Annotated in this window: 20 protein-coding genes; 5 read left to right on the top strand and 15 right to left on the bottom strand. The window is 42.5% G+C overall.

Annotation, left to right across the window (positions count from 1 at the left end; genetic code table 11):
* Positions 1 to 42: 42 nt before the first annotated feature.
* The 4 genes from purM to rpmB all read left to right on the top strand — a co-directional run bounded on the left by purM (position 43) and on the right by rpmB (position 3,355).
* Positions 43 to 1,086 (top strand): phosphoribosylformylglycinamidine cyclo-ligase, encoded by a 1,044-nt coding sequence (gene purM, locus N2317_07105; protein ID MCX7817261.1) that lies wholly within the window; start codon positions 43 to 45, stop codon positions 1,084 to 1,086.
* A complete protein-coding gene (gene purN / locus N2317_07100; protein ID MCX7817260.1) occupies positions 1,037 to 1,756 on the top strand; it encodes a phosphoribosylglycinamide formyltransferase in 720 nt (239 codons plus the stop codon). Before purM ends, purN begins: the two co-directional genes overlap by 50 nt.
* A gap of 27 nt (positions 1,757 to 1,783) precedes the next feature.
* Positions 1,784 to 3,088, top strand: a complete 1,305-nt coding sequence (locus tag N2317_07095; protein ID MCX7817259.1) for an ATP-dependent 6-phosphofructokinase — start codon at positions 1,784 to 1,786, stop codon at positions 3,086 to 3,088.
* Positions 3,089 to 3,157: 69 nt separating this feature from the next.
* Positions 3,158 to 3,355 carry a 50S ribosomal protein L28 gene (gene rpmB, locus N2317_07090; protein MCX7817258.1) on the top strand — a complete coding sequence of 66 codons (198 nt, stop codon included), beginning with the start codon at positions 3,158 to 3,160 and terminating at the stop codon, positions 3,353 to 3,355.
* Positions 3,356 to 3,357: 2 nt separating this feature from the next.
* Here the strand turns inward: rpmB and N2317_07085 are convergent, their stop codons facing one another.
* The 13 genes from N2317_07085 to N2317_07025 form a co-directional block, all read right to left on the bottom strand.
* Positions 3,358 to 4,155 (bottom strand): hypothetical protein, encoded by a 798-nt coding sequence (locus N2317_07085; protein MCX7817257.1) that lies wholly within the window; start codon positions 4,153 to 4,155, stop codon positions 3,358 to 3,360.
* Between the two features lie 82 nt (positions 4,156 to 4,237).
* A complete protein-coding gene (locus tag N2317_07080) occupies positions 4,238 to 5,080 on the bottom strand; it encodes an AAA family ATPase (protein ID MCX7817256.1) in 843 nt (280 codons plus the stop codon).
* On the bottom strand, positions 5,080 to 6,294 hold the full coding sequence (locus tag N2317_07075; protein MCX7817255.1) for a type II secretion system F family protein: 1,215 nt from the start codon (positions 6,292 to 6,294) through the stop codon (positions 5,080 to 5,082). Before N2317_07075 ends, N2317_07080 begins: the two co-directional genes overlap by 1 nt.
* A complete protein-coding gene (locus N2317_07070) occupies positions 6,291 to 7,931 on the bottom strand; it encodes an ATPase, T2SS/T4P/T4SS family (GenBank protein MCX7817254.1) in 1,641 nt (546 codons plus the stop codon). Before N2317_07070 ends, N2317_07075 begins: the two co-directional genes overlap by 4 nt.
* A complete protein-coding gene (mshL, locus tag N2317_07065; protein MCX7817253.1) occupies positions 7,928 to 9,562 on the bottom strand; it encodes a pilus (MSHA type) biogenesis protein MshL in 1,635 nt (544 codons plus the stop codon). The genes N2317_07070 and mshL overlap by 4 nt, the downstream gene beginning before the upstream one ends.
* The gene (locus N2317_07060) at positions 9,538 to 9,966 is read right to left on the bottom strand and encodes a hypothetical protein (GenBank protein ID MCX7817252.1); all 429 of its coding nucleotides are present in this window, start codon (positions 9,964 to 9,966) and stop codon (positions 9,538 to 9,540) included. The genes mshL and N2317_07060 overlap by 25 nt, the downstream gene beginning before the upstream one ends.
* Before the next feature lie 4 nt (positions 9,967 to 9,970).
* Entirely contained in the window at positions 9,971 to 10,471 is a 501-nt protein-coding gene (locus N2317_07055) for a hypothetical protein (protein MCX7817251.1), read from the bottom strand.
* Positions 10,443 to 11,777, bottom strand: a complete 1,335-nt coding sequence (locus N2317_07050; protein MCX7817250.1) for a hypothetical protein — start codon at positions 11,775 to 11,777, stop codon at positions 10,443 to 10,445. The genes N2317_07055 and N2317_07050 overlap by 29 nt, the downstream gene beginning before the upstream one ends.
* 12 nt (positions 11,778 to 11,789) lie before the next feature.
* Positions 11,790 to 11,963, bottom strand: a complete 174-nt coding sequence (locus N2317_07045) for a hypothetical protein (protein MCX7817249.1) — start codon at positions 11,961 to 11,963, stop codon at positions 11,790 to 11,792.
* Positions 11,960 to 13,819, bottom strand: coding sequence for a Wzy polymerase domain-containing protein (locus tag N2317_07040; protein ID MCX7817248.1), 1,860 nt, complete (start codon positions 13,817 to 13,819; stop codon positions 11,960 to 11,962). Before N2317_07040 ends, N2317_07045 begins: the two co-directional genes overlap by 4 nt.
* Positions 13,820 to 13,841: 22 nt before the next feature.
* A complete protein-coding gene (locus N2317_07035; protein MCX7817247.1) occupies positions 13,842 to 14,450 on the bottom strand; it encodes a prepilin-type N-terminal cleavage/methylation domain-containing protein in 609 nt (202 codons plus the stop codon).
* Positions 14,451 to 14,549: 99 nt separating this feature from the next.
* Positions 14,550 to 15,521, bottom strand: a complete 972-nt coding sequence (locus N2317_07030; protein MCX7817246.1) for a tetratricopeptide repeat protein — start codon at positions 15,519 to 15,521, stop codon at positions 14,550 to 14,552.
* A 2-nt stretch (positions 15,522 to 15,523) separates the two neighbouring features.
* Positions 15,524 to 16,759: a prepilin-type N-terminal cleavage/methylation domain-containing protein gene (locus tag N2317_07025; protein MCX7817245.1), complete on the bottom strand. Its 1,236-nt coding sequence runs from the start codon at positions 16,757 to 16,759 to the stop codon at positions 15,524 to 15,526.
* Between the two features lie 183 nt (positions 16,760 to 16,942).
* Here N2317_07025 and recJ point away from each other — a divergent pair, with 183 nt between their 5' ends.
* Positions 16,943 to 18,694 (top strand): single-stranded-DNA-specific exonuclease RecJ, encoded by a 1,752-nt coding sequence (gene recJ / locus N2317_07020; GenBank protein ID MCX7817244.1) that lies wholly within the window; start codon positions 16,943 to 16,945, stop codon positions 18,692 to 18,694.
* Here the strand turns inward: recJ and N2317_07015 are convergent.
* Complete coding sequence (locus N2317_07015; GenBank protein ID MCX7817243.1) at positions 18,689 to 19,480, bottom strand: ABC transporter ATP-binding protein; 792 nt, start codon at positions 19,478 to 19,480, stop codon at positions 18,689 to 18,691. The two genes, recJ and N2317_07015, sit on opposite strands and share 6 nt — an antisense overlap.
* Positions 19,481 to 19,491: 11 nt before the next feature.
* Entirely contained in the window at positions 19,492 to 20,559 is a 1,068-nt protein-coding gene (locus tag N2317_07010) for a branched-chain amino acid ABC transporter permease (protein MCX7817242.1), read from the bottom strand.

The following is a 20,559-nucleotide window of genomic DNA, read 5'->3' as shown; positions in this document are numbered from 1 at the left end:
GTGTGAGCAATAGTCTTTATTATTGGAAAGTAGAAATTTTTAATGTCGGAAAAGCTATCTTACAAAAGCGCTGGCGTTGATGTTGATAAAGCAAATCTTTTCATTGAACGGATCAAACCCCTCGTTCAAAGGACTGCCCGGAGTGAAGTAATTGGCGGTTTGGGAGGATTCGCTGGTTTTTTTCGGCTAAATCTTACCCAGATGGCGAAACCTGTAATAGTGGCGGCTACCGACGGTGTTGGTACGAAACTTATTGTTGCAAAAATGGCGAACCGTCACGATACAGTTGGTATAGACCTTGTTGCTATGTCTGTTAATGATGTTCTTGTTCACGGAGCGGAACCTCTCTTCTTTCTCGATTACCTGGCTACGGGGAAACTCGATGTTAATAGGTGCTCTGAGATTATCGCTGGGATAACCAAGGGATGTGTTGAGGCTGGCTGTGCTTTACTTGGAGGAGAAACCGCGGAAATGCCAGGATTCTACGGGGAAGATGAATATGATCTTGCTGGTTTTTGTGTTGGGATTGTTGACGAAACTAGAATTGTTGATGGTTCTGCGATTGTTACTGGCGACGTGATTTTAGGCCTTGCCTCCAGTGGTCTCCACAGCAATGGATATTCACTAGTGAGGAAGATTTTTTTTGATAGAGTTGGTTATAAGATAACAGAGGTTCCTGAGGGTTTTGATGAGCCACTAGGGGAAATACTTTTGAAACCCACACGTATCTATGTGAGGTCAGTTTTGAATGTTTTAAGACATTTTCCTGTTCACGGGATAGTGCATATTACGGGTGGGGGATTCATGGATAACATACCCCGCATTGTTCCTGAGATGTACAAGGCGGTTATCAGGAGGGAGAGTTGGAATATTCCTAGAATATTCAATCTTATACAGGAAAAGGGAGAACTAGATGATTCTGAAATGTTTCGTGTGTACAACATGGGTATAGGAATGATGCTCATAGTGCCTGAGAGGGTGGGGAAGAAAATTATTGATCATTTGGGGCAAATGGGAGAGGTAGCCTACATGATAGGTGTTGTTGAAAAAAGGGAGGGCACTGAGAACCGTATACAGTTTGTTTAAAGCTATGAAGAGGATAATTAATATAGGCGTACTTGTATCGGGTAGTGGGTCCAATCTCCAGGCTATTATTGACAATATAGAAAGGGGTCGTCTTGATGCCCGCATCGCCATTGTGATCAGCAATAATCCAGAGGCGTATGCGCTCGAGAGGTGTCGAAGGCACGGTGTACCCTATGTTGTTATAAGACACGAGGACTATGCTACAAGGGAGTCCTTTGATCGGGCAATGATAGACGTTCTCAATGCAAATGGGGTAGAATTAGTTGTTATGGCGGGTTTCATGAGAATTCTGAGCAGAGAGTTTCTCGATGCTTTCCCCATGAGAATCATGAACATACATCCTGCTTTGCTACCGTCCTTCCCGGGACTGCACGGACAGAAGAAGGCTGTTGAGTATGGTGTAAAATTCTCAGGTTGCACCGTTCATTTCGCGGACGAAGGCGTTGATACTGGGCCGGTAATCATACAAGCTGTAGTTCCCGTATTGCCCGATGATACAGAGGAAAGCCTTGCAGCCCGCATTCTCAGGGAAGAGCACAAAATTTACTCTCAGGCAATTCAGTGGTACGCTGAGGGAAGATTAGAGGTTAAAGGAAGGAAAGTTATCGTTAAAGGGCAGAAGATACCAAACACTGAGCCTCTATTTAATCCCCCCTTAGAGATTGTATAGAAACTACCTCATTTAAGGAGGGACAGTATGGGATTGATGTACGATTTCACCATTCCTGTCCTTGGTAGAGCGAGCATTCGTTCGCCGTTAAATATTCATCAGTTTACACCTGACGACAAAAGGACACTTTTTAACAGGGATCCCAAACACTACTCCGATTTTCTCGATTCCAGCGGTCAGCCACTTTCGATTGAGGTGGCGGGTCCCAGAGAAATGATATATTTTGACCCTTCGAAAACGAAGGCCGCGATAGTGTCGTGCGGCGGTTTGTGCCCCGGCATTAATGATGTCATAAGGGCGATTGTAATGGAACTTTATCACCGCTATGGGGTCAAAAACGTTGTAGGAATAAGATACGGATTCCAAGGGCTCATACCGAAGTATGGACATGAGGTTATTAGCCTTACACCAGAGGTTGTTGAACACATTCATACGATGGGAGGTAGTATTCTTTCGTCATCGCGGGGAAAACAGGATATTTCGGAGATGGTTGATGCACTCAAACGAATGAATGTTGACATTTTTTTCTGCATAGGCGGTGATGGTACCATGAGGGCTGCTGATCTCCTCACACAGGAGATATTGAGGAGAGGTTTGAATATCAGTATCATTGGGATTCCTAAAACCATAGACAATGATCTCAATCTGGTGGATAAAACCTTCGGTTTTGACACCGCAATTTCAGAGGCTGTAAAAGCTATCCAGTGTGCCCATGTTGAGGCAAAGGGAGCGCCGATGGGAATAGGTATTGTTAAGCTGATGGGGCGGCAGTCAGGGCATATAGCTGTTCATGCAGCGCTTGCACAGAACGATGCCAATTTTGTTCTTATACCGGAGGTGCCTTTTGACCTGTACGGCAAGAAGGGACTTCTTGCAGCAGTGGAAGAACGTTTACGCAGAAGGAACCACTGTGTGATACTTGTTGCCGAGGGAGCGGGTCAGGAATTTATGCACAGCGAAAACGAGCCACTGGAAACGGATCCGTCGGGAAATGTAAAGTTGAAGGATATTGGAGTTTTCTTGCGTGATGCGATTGAGGCGTATTTTAAGGAGAAGGGGTTGGAGGTAAGTATCAAATACATCGACCCTAGTTATATGATCAGGAGCGTCAGGGCCGTAGCCAGTGACGGTATGTACTGCGCAGCTTTAGGCCAGTATGCTGTGCATGCAGGTATGGCTGGGAAAACGGGTATGTTGGTAGCCCTTTTTCATGGGGAGTTCGTTCACCTACCCTTTAAAACCGTAACCTCGGGTAGACGGGTTGACCCCGAAGGGCATCTCTGGATGCGTGTGATCGAATCCACAGGTCAGCCGCTATCTATGAAAAACTAAAAAATACTTGAATTGCAATGTTGAATAGTGTAGTTAAACGCTTCATTCCTGCTCGTAAGGGAGGTAGTCATGTCCAGGGTCTGCGAGATTTGTGGTAAAAAGCCGAGCATTGGGCACAACGTAAGCCATGCGAATAACAAAACGAAGCGTTTTTGGTATCCCAATCTTCAGAGGGTGCGCTGTATTGATGAGAAAACAAAAAGTGTGAAACGTGTGAGAATATGTACCCGTTGTCTCAGGTCGGGGGCTGTTAAGAAAGCCCTTTGATGTCAGTATGAAGAAAAGAGCCCTGAGTTGCGTATAGTTTCGATTGTTGGTCTAAGAAAATCACCGTAGTCCTTTACCAAATCCATACCATGAAGCATAATGTTTCTTAACCCTTGATAGGTTGTATCATTAAGGGACCCTAGCTCAAATTTTTCCGCAAAGAGATTCATTTTCCCCTGGAGTGTGAGATGTCGCTGGAGACTTTCGAGGGTATATCTCTCCGCACACATAATAGTAGCTCGACCAACAATTTCAGGATCGGTGTTATAGAACCAACCTACTATTTCTGAAAATTCCTGGAGTTTTTCTGTGGTTGTGTACTGCAGAGCGTCGGACATCAATTTTACTAAACATTTGCTTTCCTCACCTAGCAAAATGTATAGGCTGAGGTCAAAAGTCATCTCTATTATCATATGGGAACGATACGCAGCCCTCATGTGATCTAGTGGTTTTCCAGCCTTTTCAAAGAGTGTGATGATTGAATCCACGAGGTAACGTCCCCTCACGTAACTGTACCCGTTTGCATTCTGTCGAAAAAAAGTTGAAGGTTCTTCGTCTATGCATCCGTAATGGGATATATCATCAACCAGTAGGTGGAATACAATACAAGAAGCCTTGCGATAGTTTTGGGGTATTGGGCGGAACCGCGAGGGGCTGTGGGTCATTGCTGCATTAAATTCTGAGACAATAGGCAAGAAATCGGGACATATATTGTAAACAAAAAGATCGAGAAGTTCTTCTGGAACCGATGACAGTCCCAAATAGTTTTTCAGAAGCCACGTATGGGTGAACATCAACATATTGTAATAATCGAGTCTTTTTAGAAGTTTATTACTTTCAACGTGTTGTAAAAATCAAGAGGATTTACATTGACCGGCACATTTACTTTAATTTTAACTTAAGGTGTTCTACGGCAGCTTTAACAAAGGATTTTTTTATTTCGTAGGACCCTTTAACGTAACCGACCATTAAGGCTCTTGAACAGATGAGATTGATGAGTCTCGGTATACCTTTAGATGCTTTGTAGATTTCCTTTATGGCCCTTCTGTCAAAGTTAATAGGGACGTCTCCTGCTCGTTGAATCCTAAATTTGATGTAGTTTCCCACTTCTTCTCTATCTAGATGGAACAGATTAACTTTAATGCTGATTCTCTGGTTCAGTTGCGAATAACTCGGTTTAGAGAGAATCTTCTCAAAGTAAGGCTGTGCAAGGAGAATAAAATTGAAGAATTTTTCTTTTTCTGACTCTATATTTGAGAGATGCTTGATGAGGGTTAGGGTATCTTCTGGCAGATCTTGCGCTTCGTCGATGATGACCAAATTCTTCGAACCTTTTTCCCTATTTTTTGTGCATGCCTCATAAATGCAATTAATTAATTCAACTTTATCATTTATGTTTTCTACGTTAAAATCTCTGGAAAGCTCCTTGTTTTTCATAATTTCTCTTGCCATTAACTTCAAAAGTTCCTGAGGTGATAGGATGGAGTGATATATAACCACAGTGGACAGTTCAGACCCATCGTATTTCTTCAGGAAGGTTCTTATAAGCGTGGTTTTCCCCGTCCCCGGATCGCCGGTCAGAAGCATAAAACCTTCCCCTTTTTGAATGAGGTATTCCATGGATTGTATAGCCTCTGTGTGCCACTTTGACGGGTAAAAGAAGTCTGGATCTGGTGTAATTCCGAATGGATCCTCCTTTAATCGGTAAAAACTTAGGTAGTCCATTATATCTTTCCTAGTTTTGAAATAAGTTCATACAACGGACCGAAAAGGCTTATCAATATTATTGCGAAAAAGAATCCTATAACGCCGATGACGACAGGTTCAATTATTTTGCCGAGTCTATCCGAATAATTGATTAGATAATTTGTATAATGGGTGTTCAAAAAACCAAACTGCTCATCTAGATTTCCCGAAATCTCTCCCACTTGAACAAGTCTTATTAGCATGGGTGGAAATAGATTTTCCTCCCGGAGCGATTGGGCGATTCCCTGTCCTGTTATAACTTTTTCTCTGGCGTTTCTCACCGCTCTTTTCATAAGTTCATTGCCAATGGCTTCAGCTGTCATCTCAAGAGCCCTATCCACGAGTATTCCCGATTTCGTAAGCAACCTCATCTGTTCACAAAAAAGAGCTACTGAGCGTGTATAGTAAATCTGTTTGAAAATGGGAAGCTTAAAACTCAAGTGACTCTTTATCCATCTAAACTTTTCGTTTTTCTTAAGAACTTGGTAAGCGATGGCAAGAAATAGGGGTAAGATAGGAACGAGATAGAAGAATTTCCCCAGTAACGCTCCAATATTAACAAGAACTTTTGTAATAAAAGGAATCTTTACCCCGACACCTTTAAGTGCATCTATCACCTTCGGTAACACGTAGATTATCCAGAAACCTATGGCTCCAAAAGAGGCAACAATTGCAAAAAGGGGATACGTTAGAGCCCTTTTTATGGTTGTCCTTAGATCTTCTATCCGCTGAAAATGGTCGGCAAGATCATTGAGGCATTCATCCAGGTTTCCTGTTTCTTCACCTATCCTGATGACATTACAAAAAATAGGGGGGAAAACATCACGATGATGGGCTATTGCCTCGCTGAATGAGGACCCACTTTCAATAAAATCTCTTAAATCCAGAATGATCCCCGCGAATCTCTTATTCAGCGTGTTCTCTGCAATGTCTGCAAGGGCGTGGTTGAGTGGTATGCCGGCCTTGATCATCGTGGAAAGATTTCTTGTAAATTCTATTAGCTCACCGTTTTTGATTTTCTTCGTAAATATTTCGAAAAAAGGTGTGAACAAATCGGGAAGTTTAGTGAAAGACAGAACATACAAATTTCTCATAACAAGGGCAGATAAGGCATCTCCTTCGTTTTCAGCTCTTACGAGACCCTTTATTATCTTTCCCGTCAAATCGAGTGCTTTATACCTATAGAGGTTCAACCTAATATCCTCTCAACTTCAGAAAGGGTAGAAACTCCCTCTTTAATCTTCCTTAACCCGTCAACCATGAGGGGAACCATACCCGCCCTCCTGGCTGCCTGAACAAGAGCACTATACGAGGCACCAGAATAGACCATCTCTTTTAATTCGTCATTCAAAACCATGAGTTCTCCAACAGCCGAACGTCCTAGAAAACCAGACTGCCTACACGCGTTACAACCACGACCATAAAAAACTACATTTATCTCCATACCTAACCTGTGAAGAAGTTCTCTTTCCCTTCCATCAGGTTCTCTCTCTGTTTTGCAAAAAGAGCATATTTTCCTAATCAAACGCTGACTCAGTACAGCTAACAAAGAAGAACTGAGTAAAAACCTATCAGCGCCAAGATCAACCAAGCGTGGAATAGCACTTACCGCATCATTGGCGTGTAATGTGCTAAGAACAAGATGTCCTGTTATTGATGCTCGAATGGCGATTCTTGCCGTCTCTTCATCCCTTATCTCTCCTAGGAGGATTATATCTGGATCATGCCGCATAAAATTTCTACCTGCCAGGGCAAAATCGTAGCCAATCTTTTCATTCACCTGACTCTGTTTTGCAAAGCTCACTCTGTACTCCACAGGGTCTTCTATTGTTATTACACTTCTCTTAAGTCGGTTTACCTCTTTTAAAAGTGAGTACAAGGTTGTACTTTTTCCTGATCCCGTGGGGCCCACAATGAGAATTATGCCGTGTGGCTTTCTAATGAGACCTCGTAGGGCATCAACCAACTGGTCATTGAAACCTAGTTTAGATAGACGATATATTTCTTCTGAACCACCGAAGAGGATTCTCATGACCACACTCTCGCCCTCGATTGTGGGTATGGTGGAAACCCTGACTTCGTACTTCCTGCCCAAAAAATCAAATATGAAAGAGCCATCTTGAGGTAGCCTCTGTTCTGCAATGTTTATCCTGGAAAGAACCTTTAAGCGAGAAACAACTCCTGCATGAGCGACTTGAGGTAACGAAAAGGCGTATTCGAGAATACCATCCACTCGATACGCCACGCTTAGAACACCGGCATTGACAGAGATATGAATATCTGTCGCACTTCTCCTTATACTTTCTGCGATTATGGATTCCACGAGATAAGGTAATTTCTCAGGAGGGAGGGTACCTGTGTTTAGCACAGTGGTATTGATTTCATTTACTACTCTATCAGTGGGATTCTCAATGAAGTAGTAAATTTTTTCGATGGCATCTGCAAAACTTTCTTCGTCAGTGAGATAGGTTTTCACCCTTTTACCGGTTACCATTCTCACCCTATCTACAGCCAAAATATTTCCCGGATCCACTATGGCTATTTCCACCAAACCATCTTTCTCCTCTAGAGGTAAAAAACGCTCCGCAAACGTTACATTTCTCGGGAATTTCTGAACAAGGTCTTTCTGAACAGGATAATTCTTCACGTCAATATACTCAAGCCCATGCTGGATGGCAAGTATGCTGGCTAGCTCCTGTGGAGTGATAAACCCAAGCTCATTCAGACACCTGCCTAGTATCTTGCCAGTAATCCTCTGTACACTCAAGGCTATCTCGAGTTCCTCGTGCGTGATCAGTCCCTTAGTGATTAAAAGGTCACCCAACCTCATTTTGAAATGATCCTTGGCTGCAAGAGTATTACAAGTTCAGTATTCTTAAGCGATTTATCCTTCCCCCTGAAGAGGTAACCCAGAAGGGGGATATCTCCCAAAAGCGGGGTTTTGCTTTCCAAAACATGTTCTTCTTTTTTTATCAGACCTCCGATAATGACCACTTCCCCATCTTTTACTTTCACAGTGGTGCTCAAGTCTCTAAGGTCCACTACAGGTAACTGGATAACTGTCTGAGACTCCAAAGAACCCAGGGCTTTCTCATTTATACTAACCAGATTTGATGTGACAGGTGTTATGGTAAGGGTTATCTCTCCTTTTTCGTCAATATAGGGAACAATGCCCATAATCAAACCAGAGAGCAAATTACTAGTTTCCACTGTGTAAGTTAGAATAGTTCCACCTGTTGCAGAGGTTGTGATGTTGCTCTGGGCCTTCGATATAAACGTGGTGTTCCTCCCCACTGTGAGTATGGAAGTTTGCCCATTCATGATGTTTATACGTGGATTAGAAAGGGTTCTTACGTCACCGAACTCGGCAAGAGCCTTTACTATCAAGGAGAAATCTTTTATGGCCGTTGTGGTAAGTGTAAATCTCAAATCAGAGTAAGGCGATACAGTGGGCAGATAAGATGATAGAGGCATCCCTGCCTTCACGGACCAGTTCTTCGTCCCATGAGACCATTGACCTAAAAAGGACCAATCAATTCCATATCTTAAAGCATCTGAAAGGCCGACTTCTATCACCTTTGCCTCAATCAGAACTTGCCTCCCCATAACCTCTTTAATACTATTCAGATACTGTTCCACTTTTGCCATCTTCTTCTTAGTTGCCGTGACTACTATGGTGCCTGTAACACGATTAACCACGAAACTCTCAGTGATCGGTGCAACGGGCCTAATCTGTCCTGACTGGACTGCTCCCGGCTCTGAAGGTAAAGGTGGAGCAGCAGATCTAAGCCCTGCTGCGGCAGGTCCAGAAACACCGATAATAGAAGAAAGTGCTTTCTCTATGGAATCCCAGATTTTATAGGCTGTGTCATCTGACCTCTCCGATTTGGTAACATTACCCTTCAACCCCGTGGTCCCGCCCGCAGCTGTTGCACCCGCTGTGAGTGCTCCAGTAACACCACCTAAGATGTCGCCACCCACATCGACAGAATACGTCTGGTGGATGGGGAAGATGTTCATATGAAACACCCTTGTCTCTGTAGCAGCTATCCTTAATGTGTTTCTCTCGATGTTATAAAAATAGTCCGTGGATGCCATAATAGCATCGAGCGCCTCTCTCATGGTTACGTCTTTTAACACAAGAGTAATTGGGATTTCAGAGCTCACATCATTTTCAAAAATCAAATTCAAGCCGGCATCTTTAGCAAACACTATGAGAACTTCCCTGAGAGGAGCTGATTTAACATTGATGGAAATCTTTTTAATCTTCAGAGGGTCAACAGGAGGAATGTTGTCTACACGAAAATCAGGAACTGATTTTTCGTCCTTGCTGTGCTTAACTTCCTGGCGGCTAGGCTCCGTTAAGGGAATCTGAATTTCACTTTTTGCTATTTTTTCACTACACCCTAAAATAAAAATAAAAAGAAATGTAAGCATTAAAAGTATTCGAGTTTCAACCATCTCTTCTGCCCTCTTTTGTCCTTTATCAAAACTCTGTCCTCAAGAATTTTAATTACTTCAAACTCACCAGCCCTTTTGCCCTCTTCGAGTATTTCTTCGCCTATTAAGGCGTATCTCTCGATACCACTGTAGATTAGCGAAAGCGAAGGAATAAAAGGAGTTCTCTGAGCTGTTTCCCCTTCGGTTTTAGCTAGTATTACTGACTTGAAACGGAAAGGATTATCAAGCGTCGAAATGTGATAGACCTTTCTCTCCGCAACTTGAACATCAAACGGTTCCTGGTAATTCGCAATCTGCAACTCCCGAGTAGTTAAATACTTCGGTGGTTCTGCCTTATAAGCCACGAGGGGTAGCGCAGTGGAAAACAAGAAGAGGAATAAAGCCGAAATAAGTCTTATCTTCATAATCTTATAGAATGGACCTTATCTCCCCTGAAATTTCATATTCAAGGACGTTACCATTTTCTCGGAGAGAGAGTTTTTTTAAAAAGATGACGGGATAACCCTCCTGTTCAAAGAAACCCACCAATTCTGAAAACCTTCGAAAATTACCACCCCCCTTTACAGTAAAATTGAATACCGCCTCCTTGCCATCAATAGCAGGATCTTGCAATTCCAGTTTAGCTTCCGGGAATTTTGCGTTAATCGTATCAGCCAATCTTGCCACTTCAACTGCATAATGGGTAGAATACTTGGATAAAGAGATACGCTTTAGGGCTTGTTCCAGCATAGTTATTCTAAGAATCTTGTATTTTGCTATTTCCAGCACCCTGATATTCTCCTTGAGTTCATTTTTCATTTTTGTAAGATAAAGACCCCCTGAAAATAGCAGAGTAGCCAGAAAAAGTAAGGCTGTAACTACGACTAGCAGATTCAGTTTTTTAATTTTTAGGTGCTCCACCAGCGTCATACGTTCCCTCTAAGTGGAATTCACCATTTACAAAACTCCATTTTTCATTCTCTATTTTCAAACCTTTTTCCAGGAGTACCTTTCTAAATTGCATATACGTTATCTGTCTCTCAGAAAATGAACTTTTTGGGACACTACCTGTAACCGATATTTTCTGGGGTTTTCCGTTGTCAACGTTTATGTTTACCAACTTTACCTGCACAATTTTTGAAGCCTCCGCTATAGGGTAGAGTGCTTCTCTTATGTCATCTGTCCTGTTTTTTCTGTTCTGAAGATCTAAAATGGGTTTAACACTGCTTTCAAAACGGTTTATGTATTCAAGGGATTTGAAAAAGTCAGTTTCTCGAGAAGCAATTTCCCTCTTATGTGCTTTTAACGTATTTGTCAACTTAACTGTATCAGAGATCAATACTGCATCCCAGAGAAAACTAAGAGAAAAAAGACAAACTAGAGATGCCACTAAGTAATTTCCGATTTTTTTGGCCTTCTTGTAACTCACGTAGGATGGTGGCAAGAATCCCTTTCCTTCTAGGTGATCTTCAAATTTGGCAAGTAAGTAACACATCAGAAAGTCTTCAACACCGTTATCTATCGAAATAATTTCACAGGGAATAGGTGTTTCTGGGAAAACTTTTTCCTTAACTCCAACGAGAAAAAATTTTTCCGGTTTTATGCGCAAGTTTTGAATCGCGTAGTTGATGGTAGCACTTATGTTGAAGTTGTCTTCCTCCGTAATTTCCCCCTCCACACCTTGGAAACTCCTTTGGAGTATCATCTCCCTACCCCGGAATATGTAGAGGTACCTCATATCCCCTGAGATAAAACATAATATAAAATCACCTTCCAAAGAACCCTTCTCTTGTTTCACAAATTCCATGAGAGGCATGAAGAAAGGATAAAAGGAGGAAACGTCTATATCTTGTTTTATAAAGTTTTCCACCTTCTCCAGATGTTTTTCATCTACCACATATACCCTTAGCTGAACTTTCCCCGAAACTTCACATATCTCGTAGCTGAAGGAATAACCTCCTACGCCAGTTTGTCTTCGGTTAATTTCCACTTTTATAAGGTTTTCCAAAATTCTTTTCTTAGGTACTGTTTCCGGCGAGAAGACAAGCGGGATAGATAATGACAGAAGTTCAGGAATGAAATGGGTAACAGAAACTTTTTTTATTTTTCTATCTTTGACGAAAGAAAATATGCGGTTTGACTCTACATGGAAAAATGCGCTTTTCTCTGTATCTCCTTCCGGGATAAAGACTTTCGCGTATTCTCCTTCAAAACTTATATACGCCTTTTTTGTCACTTCAAACTTTACTCATCTCTTTCTGTAGATATAGAGGGCAATTAAAAAAGCACCTCCAATGCTCAGTACCATTCCGACAATGGCCTGCGCGAAAATCCTATCCGCCGATGAGTTAAGTGGGACATAAAAAAGCAATCCGTACCCCACCACGATTAACAAGATACCCACGAACAACAGTGTATTCATGGTTCATTTGAAAAGGTTTTCCCCTGTGGGTATCTTAAACGATTCATTATTACTTTCGCTGCTTCAACAGCAATAACTTTTCTTAACTTTTTTAAAAACTCATCGTTGTTGTAAAGCTCAAGCCCTTCGTTGGCTGTTTTTAGAGCTTCTTTAAAGTAAGAGATATCTTTGAAGTGCATACCTAGATTTAGGAAAACATATGCCTCATATTGAAACACCTGCGGGATGGGTAATCTTTTCTTCTCCATTTCTGACCAGTTTAAAAAATCATTCAGAAATTCCTTGTTTTTGTCAACATCTTTAACCGCCTCTTCTGCTTTAGCGAACATTAACATGGGTTTCGCAAGCGGTCTGAGGTAGAAATTTTTAGTCGCCGGTTCGAGATTTTGTACTTTTGCGTTTTTGCCGTAAGAGTACTCATTAAACCAGATTACAAACTGATTATAGGCTACATAGGTTTTTACCCAATATACGGAGAATAAGATGAAAAGGCAAGAAAAAAGAATACTTAGGGTAATGGTTAACTTTGGAGAAATGTTGATCTTTGTTTCTTTAACAGCGTGTCTTGTGGCGAGAGCAAAGATGAGTATAAAGGAAAGCCAGTGAAGAACGGAATTGTGAAGGGGATATTCGACTAGCGTATGGAAGAGCAAAGGGGTCAAGAAAGCCAGATATTTAAAAGCGTTCGGAATACCCATAGTGGGGACGAATCGCACAAGACCCAATAAGAGGATAGCCATGCCGATAAGTCCCAGAATCCCACTTTCAGCAACGATGAGGGCTATTTCGTTGTGGGGATGATGTGTAAAGCTCCCCCCCAGTGATTTCCAGTAATCGTCTGCCTTTATGTTTTTTGCTTGATAGTAGGCATAAAGACTCGGGAAGTTACCGAACCCCTGACCCGTTAAAGGTTTTTCCAAAAACATATCCACTGAGGTCTTTAACATGAGAATGCGTTCTTTGTAAGTAGTCTGGTTGGGATCTGTAAACCATGATAGTTGCTTTTCGGTGAATTTCTCTACGCTTAGTTTGTATTGGAATTTAAGTAGAGTGAATCCAGAAGTCAAACCCAAAACAAAAATTATTAGCCAGATGATTATTTTATCACGGAAGTTTTGCAACCCGGTTTTCTTCGCCAGAACAACTACACCAATGGCTAGTACTATACCTATGAGGCCTGCCCTAGATTGGGCAAGAGCTAGACTATGGGTGATCGTGAAAACCCCTATCCAAAAAAGAATTTTTTTACTTGAGGTGAGGTTCTTGAAATGAGGTGTCGTAATGATGTAAAGACTCACAACGGCCCCCGTAGCAATCCAGGAAGCGAATAGGTTTTTCTGCTGGAAAACGCCACCTACGATCCCTTCAGCTGGGGAAGGGGTCACAGGGATGTATTTATACAACCCGAAGAACTGAATAATACCGATTAAAGATTCAATCACGGCAGAGATAAAGATCAGCGAAAGGAATATTAGCTCATCTTTTTCCGCCAGTTCGAACTGAAGTAGAGAAATCCAGAGAACTACCCCCCCAAGAAGCCAGAAACACTGGGTGAGAAATAAATCTTGGTTGTAAATTGCCTCTGAAAAGAGACTACTTCCTAACCAACATGCTACAAAAAGAAAAACGTAGACATTTTGAGGGGATTCCCTGAAAGATTTTTTTATAAGGACTTTCAAGGAAGAGATAAAAACAATCAGTCCTGAAATGAACCAGATGATAAGTTCGTTTTGCTTGGCTAGGATCCCCCCAATGTTGGGAAGATAAATGTGGCCCACTAAGACGAATACCAGAAGTAGAAGAGAAAATAGGATTTTCTCCGGTGATTTCACAATGGCAAATAAAAAGGGGGGCATAAAAGCCCCCCTTTTTTCTGATTTATGGCTTTCTGTCGAAGTAATAGACAAGAGCCTTTGATGCAGAAGTCCAATCAGAGGTTGAGCTCACAATACCAGAAGGTGTTGCAACCCATGAGGCAGAGCTAATCGTGGCGGATGAAGCTCCTCTTACCACGCCTACACCAGCATCCGTTGTGCCATCTATAGAGTTATCTAAAGCTTTGAAGAACTCAATCTCATCATCGGAGATGCTTGTATTGCATGTACCACCCGTTGCGGGACAAATAACTAAAACATTCTTCTTGGGAGTACCATTGTCATTTCCCAGCCCCACTAAGAATGAATATCCACCAATTGTAACGGGATTATCCGAACTGGAAAGTAACTTGCCATTGTCTACGAGGTCGGTCTTTACATTGCCATCACCAATCACTCCGTCTTTATTGGAGTCTCCAGGGAAACGTCCATTACGGTCGTAATATGCCCACGCTGAGACTTCAAACTTTTTTCCTGTATCGCTTATGAACTTCTTATGCCTCGCGTTGTTCATCAATTCCTGACCTTTAAGCACAGCCCCAAGTATAATACCGATGATCACTAGGACTATTGCCAACTCCACCAACGTAAAACCTTTCTCGCCTTTTCTCATTTTTTCTACCCTCCTTCTTATAGCTTATTTCAGTTTGGGTTAATCTGCAGTAGCTGTTTTGCAACATATTGTCAAGGGTAAAATTTTTTAGAGCAAAATTTATTTATTCTGGGAACTTTTTAAGTCCGATTCTTGCGTTTTCAATCTCATCACATGCTTTTGGGCTTCAAGGTCACCCCTTTCACTCAGGCGTTCGTATAACGTTAGAGCCTCGTGATACTCTTTCTTTTTCTCTTTAAGAACGGCAAAGTTGAAGAGCGCGTTTTTATTTTCCGGATCTAATTCTATTGCCCTTTTAAATAAACCCTCCGCCTCATTGAAATTGCCTAGTTTCGCCTTTAGTAAACCGCAATTTGCCAAGATAAGAGGATTGTTCGGCCATTCTCTCAACGCAAAGTCCGCCCATCGGGAGGCCTCCTGCAGGTTTCCCAGAAGTAGATAAAGTGTAACGATCTTGTGGATGATCAAGGGATCTTTCAGCTCAATGGTTTTTGTGTACTCAATATATTCCCGGACAGCTTCCTCCAGTTTTCCCTCAGTTTCCAGATCATAAGCCCTGTATAGGTGACCAACGTTAATAGAAGCCAAGGTCTTTTTTGAATGTGCTTCAGACGATTTTTCCTTTCTCACCTCCCGTATAGCGGCTTTTACTGAGATAACCTTTCCCTCGTTTTCCTTTATCACCCCCTTCTTCTCAAATTTAGGTTGTTTCATATCCTCCGTTTGTTGAACGCTTCTCTTTTCTAGCCGGTTTGTACCATGAGTGAGTGGGTCGAAAGCTGCGGTGAATCTTGCGCTCCGCTGAGTTACTTTATCTGTATCTTTTGTTTCGTAAGAAACCACTGGCATCTGTGAACTAAGGGCAGGACCTACTCCCTCTGATCTTTGGGAGACGGTGAGCATTTTCTGGAAGTTTTTATTTTCAAAGAGATATAAAACACCAAAACCGGCAATTAGAGCAAGTACTGAAGACAAAATGATAAAAACGACTTTTGGGAAATGTTTTCCTTCCTTAACTAGTCTTAAGAGGCCGGGTGGGACTCCTTTCGCTTTTTTTTCTAGAAAGACCATTTTTATCTATCCACGAAACCTGAAGTGGTGACATATAGTTCACGATTACCATTGCTATCTGCTGCTAAGGCATTATTATGGTCAAGCATAAGAATAACGGAAGCATTGCAAGTACCTTGATCAGATGCATGTACAAGAAAGTAACCACCTTCTTCCAAATACAGGGTAGAAGAAGTAACTTCACTACCCTGATTTATGTTATTACGGCATACTCCAGATAGGGTAAAGTCCCTTTGTGCACCTGTGTTGTTCCATATGCGGAATCTGATGCCTCCCCCACCACTGGTTGAAGTGTTTATAGTGAGCACAAAAGATTTTTGGGTGATGTTATCGTCTGAACCTGCGCTATCTTGGTTATCCCTTACGAAAAAGGTTAGGTTATATGTTCCTGCCGTTGTTGGTGTGCCACTTATGGTCAAACTGGTGCTCTGGCCCCATGATCCCTCAGGTAATGTAATGCAGTTTGTGGAAGAAACGTTCGGGTTGAAGGTAAGACCCGCTGGGTTATCTCCCTGCCTACACCATTTATATTTTCCCCCGGTCGAGAAGGGAACACCACCTTCAGCATAAATAGTGGCACTGTAAGGAGTTCCCACGTATGCCCACGGAAGTTCATTGTTTAGTATTTTCAACTGGGACCCCTGACATCCTACTTTAATACGGAGCTCATCCAGAGCAACCCACTTTACGAGATCGTCGTACTCCTCTGGCCTTGTAAAATCTCCTGCGTACTCATCTATGTTTGGTGTGTCCTGTTCATACACTCTGATAAATTGTTTCCCTCCGGGACTCACTGAGAGGGGACCTGTCTGTACGTTAAAGTTCCCTGCGCCACTGACCACAACAAATGCCACATTTGGTATTTGGTTTGTGCATGTTGCGTCTAGGCAGACGATAATATTGGTTAATTTCCTACCGCATATACCTTCAGCAGGATTCGGAGGCACCGAAGTGAGGTTTTCATCCACAAAATAAACTAGAGCCTTCCCCCACGCATCATTGGGGTTCCTTACGGCGTTCCTGAATTCTGTAGGTCCTGGTAGTCTGTTATTTTTAGCGACAAAGCCGACGATTGATTCAACTGATGCATTGAGGATATCCCGTGTTTCTGATATTTTTACCCTTTTCGTTAGAGGTCCCACAAATGCAGCCCCAAGACCAATGAGAATACCTAGTATGACAAGAACAATAGCTATCTCCACTAGTGTGAGACCTTTTTCTTTTTTTCTACATGCCATTGTTTAGCCCGTCGGAACTTTCGAGATTTTAGAAACTTTTAAAATAATTTTGTATTTTAAGCAAAACTTTTTTGTACGTGTTAGAAATAAATCTCTTCTTGACATTCCGGTGATGGTGGATAACATAAGGCACAATTTCCAACTCAAAAGGCTCAAGAGATTTTCAAACCACATTAAGGGATCATGATGGGAAAAAAGAGTAGTCTTCCAGTTACCAGGTGGGTATTCCCATACGAAAATAGAACATTGGTAGAGGAGATATCAAAGGAGTTTGGGATACTTCCGGAGATTGCCCAGATACTCGTGAATAGAGGTATTAGGGATACTGATGCGGCTAAACGCTATCTCAGTCCCTCACTCAGAGATTTACACAGTCCCTTTCTAATGAAGGATATGGGTAAAGGTGCAAGACGAGTAATACGTGCCTTGCATAACAACGAAAAAATTACGATCTTCGGTGATTATGACGCAGATGGCATCACGGCAACTGTAATACTGTTAAAATTTCTTCACAATGTTACCTCTAACGTTGATTACTACATACCTGACCGAATTGAGGAGGGTTATGGTTTAAACAAGAAGGCAATTGACAGAATAAAATACACGGGTACGAGTTTAATTATTACAGTCGACTGTGGTATCTCCGATACGGAAAATGTGGAATACGCTAAATCGAAAGGAATGGACGTCATTATCCTTGACCATCACGAGATTCCCCCGAAGGTACCAAAAGCATTGGCAGTTATAAATCCAAACCAAAGAGATTGTAGTTTCGCTTTTCGCTATCTCACCGGTGTGGGCGTCGCTTTCAATTTCCTGATCGCTCTTAGAGCCCTTATGCGGCAGGAAGGATTCTGGGGTCGATTCACCTATCCTAATCTAAAGGAATATTTGGATCTCGTTGCCTTAGGCACATTGGGAGACATCGCACCTCTTATAGACGAAAATAGGATTATGACCAAGATAGGACTGGACCTCATCACTGAGGATTCTCGCGTAGGAATAAAGGCGCTAAAAGAAGTTAGTGGTCTGGCGAACCAAGTGATAGATGCCAACAAGGCTACTTTTTGTTTGATACCCCGTATAAATGCAGCAGGAAGAGTGGGATCACCTCAAGACGCAGTCCGACTGCTGCTCACCGAGGATCTTGAGGAAGCGAGGGAGATTGCACGTCGACTTGAGACCTACAACAGAAAGAGGCAAACTTTGGAAAGGGCTATTCTCCAGGACATCCTTAAAGAGATTGAGCAAGATTTCGATCTTGAGGGTAGACGTTTTCTTGTCTTTTCATCCAAAAATTGGCACCCCGGTGTAATAGGGGTAGTAGCTTCCCGCCTTGTTGATCGTTACCGTCGCCCTGTTATGCTCATCAGCCTCCAGGACGGGATTGGCAGGGGTTCAGGACGGAGCGTAAATGATTTCAATATATACGAAAGTCTCCGTGAGTGTGATCACCTCCTACTCTCATACGGGGGACATCAGTTGGCTGCTGGTATATGCATAAGGGAGGAAGATATAGAGAATTTTTCCAGGACGCTCGAGGAAATTGTGGGTAAACGATTAGGTGAAGGCAATTTCATTCGTTGTACACACATAGATGCTCATTGTGAGTTGAGCAATTTAAGCCACGAGCTACTGTCACAGGTAGCACTGCTTGCCCCGTATGGTAATCAGAACCCCGAGCCCGTGTTTTATTCCCGCAACGTCAGTGTTCTTTTTTCAAGTGTTGTGGGCAACAACCACCTCAGAATGCGTGTTGTAGGAAGTGGTATAACCTGTAATTCTATTTGGTACAGTATGGGTCATTTGGCTGGTTATATAAAAAACGTTTCTTCAGATATTGCTTTCACACCACAGATTAACTTTTGGAACGGAATGTCGGAAATCCAACTAAAAATGCTGGATATGGCAATACAGGAAAACATCTCTTTATAACCAGCGTTTTCTTCTTCTGTAAGATTTCACCACCTGGTAATTTCTCGTTTCTCCTGATGCACCTATACCGAGATAGAATTCCTTAATATCGGGATTTTCTCTGAGCTCTTCTGACGGACCCTCCATGACTATTCGTCCATTCTCCATTACGTAACCGTAGTGTGCAATCTGCAGGGCCATATTTGCGTTCTGCTCCACAAGTACAATGGTAGTTCCCTGTTCTTCATTGATCCTTTTTATTATTCCGAAAATCTCCCGCACAACCAGGGGAGCAAGACCCAGAGAAGGCTCGTCTAAGAGTAATAGTCGGGGATGGGCCATGAGTGCCCTGCCGATAACGAGCATTTGCAGTTCTCCACCGCTTAGATAACCGGCTTTAACTTTCTTCCGGCTGGCTAGAGCGGGGAAGTAGTTGTATACCATTTCCATGTCATCTCTGAACGGTTTACCGAAACGGGTTGCGGTTCCCACCCTCAAGTTTTCCTCAACGGTGAGATATTTGAAGGGCTGTCTTCCCTCAAGAACCTGAATGATCCCCATTCTCGTTATATCTTCTGGTGGTAGGTTATGGATGGGTCTTCCATCGAAAATGATCTCTCCATCTGTTACCTTTCCATTTTCAGGTTTTAGTAAGCCGGAAATAGCTTTCAGGGTTGTTGTTTTCCCGGCACCATTACTGCCCAAGAGGGCAACAATTTTGTGTTCCTCCACTTCAAGCGAAACACCTTTCAGTACCTGAATAACATCAGAATAAACAACAGAGATATTGTTAACCTGTAAAAGCATAACTCACCTTCTCAATAAGAGAATGGCCAGAGGCGAAAACTTGACTTTATAATGCGCCAGACTTCAGCTAGCCCCCGAGGTTCGAAAAGAATGAATAAGACAATAGCAATCCCGAATGTGAACTCCCGTAGTGGGGCCATGTTAAGCGCGAGGTGAGAGAGAAAATGGATGTTCATGAGTGCTTCCGTAATAACACGGAGGAATTCGTTAAGTAGCATTATGAACACTGTGCCGAAAACTGAACCTGTTATGCTTCCTAGACCACCTATGATCACCATTGCTACGAACTCCACCGAAAGGGCTAGGTTAAAAGGTTCGGAAGTGACGCTTACCGTGTAGTAAGCAAAAAGGGCACCAGCAACACCTGCGTAAAATGAACTTACACCGAAGGATAGGAGTTTGTACGGAAAGAGGGGAATACCCATGCCTTCCGCAGCCCTATCGTTATCCCTTATAGCCATAAAAGCGCGACCGTATTTGGTTCTCACAATGTTGACTGCAAACCATATCATGACGATAAATATAGGAAACGTTAAGAAGAAAAATGCCCTATCTCCCCTGATCTTCCATCCGAATAAGTCCGGAGCAGGTAAAGTAATGCCCATTGTGCCCATAGTGACTGATTCCCAGTGAACCAGGACGTATTCGATGATAAATTGACCGGCCAGAGTAGCTATTGTTAGATAAAGGCCCTTCAGTCGACTGGAGGGTAACCCAAAGACCATGCCTACAAGTGCAGAAATGAGCCCAGCAGCTGGAATGGTGATAAAAAGGGGAAGTTCCCAACGGGTGGCTAATATGGCTGCGCCGTAAGCACCAACACCGAAAAATGCCCCATGACCAAGGGAAATCTGACCTGTGTAACCTATGAGGATGTTTAAACCCACGGCGGCAATAGACATGATGCAGATGAAATTTATTACGTAAAGTACATAGGGTTTGCAGATGAAAGGGAGCAAGAGTGACAACACTATACCGAGAATTACGAATAAACGTCCAAAATCCGTTTCGAAGATGTTAAGCTCCTCTTCGTAGCTTTCTCTGAAATTACCACATGGATGAAAAATGAGTTTCTTCAC

This window comes from Syntrophales bacterium, from assembly GCA_026417625.1.
Classification (GTDB): domain Bacteria; phylum Desulfobacterota; class Syntrophia; order Syntrophales; family UBA8958; genus JAOACW01.
This window is presented reverse-complemented; position numbering and strand designations above follow the sequence as displayed.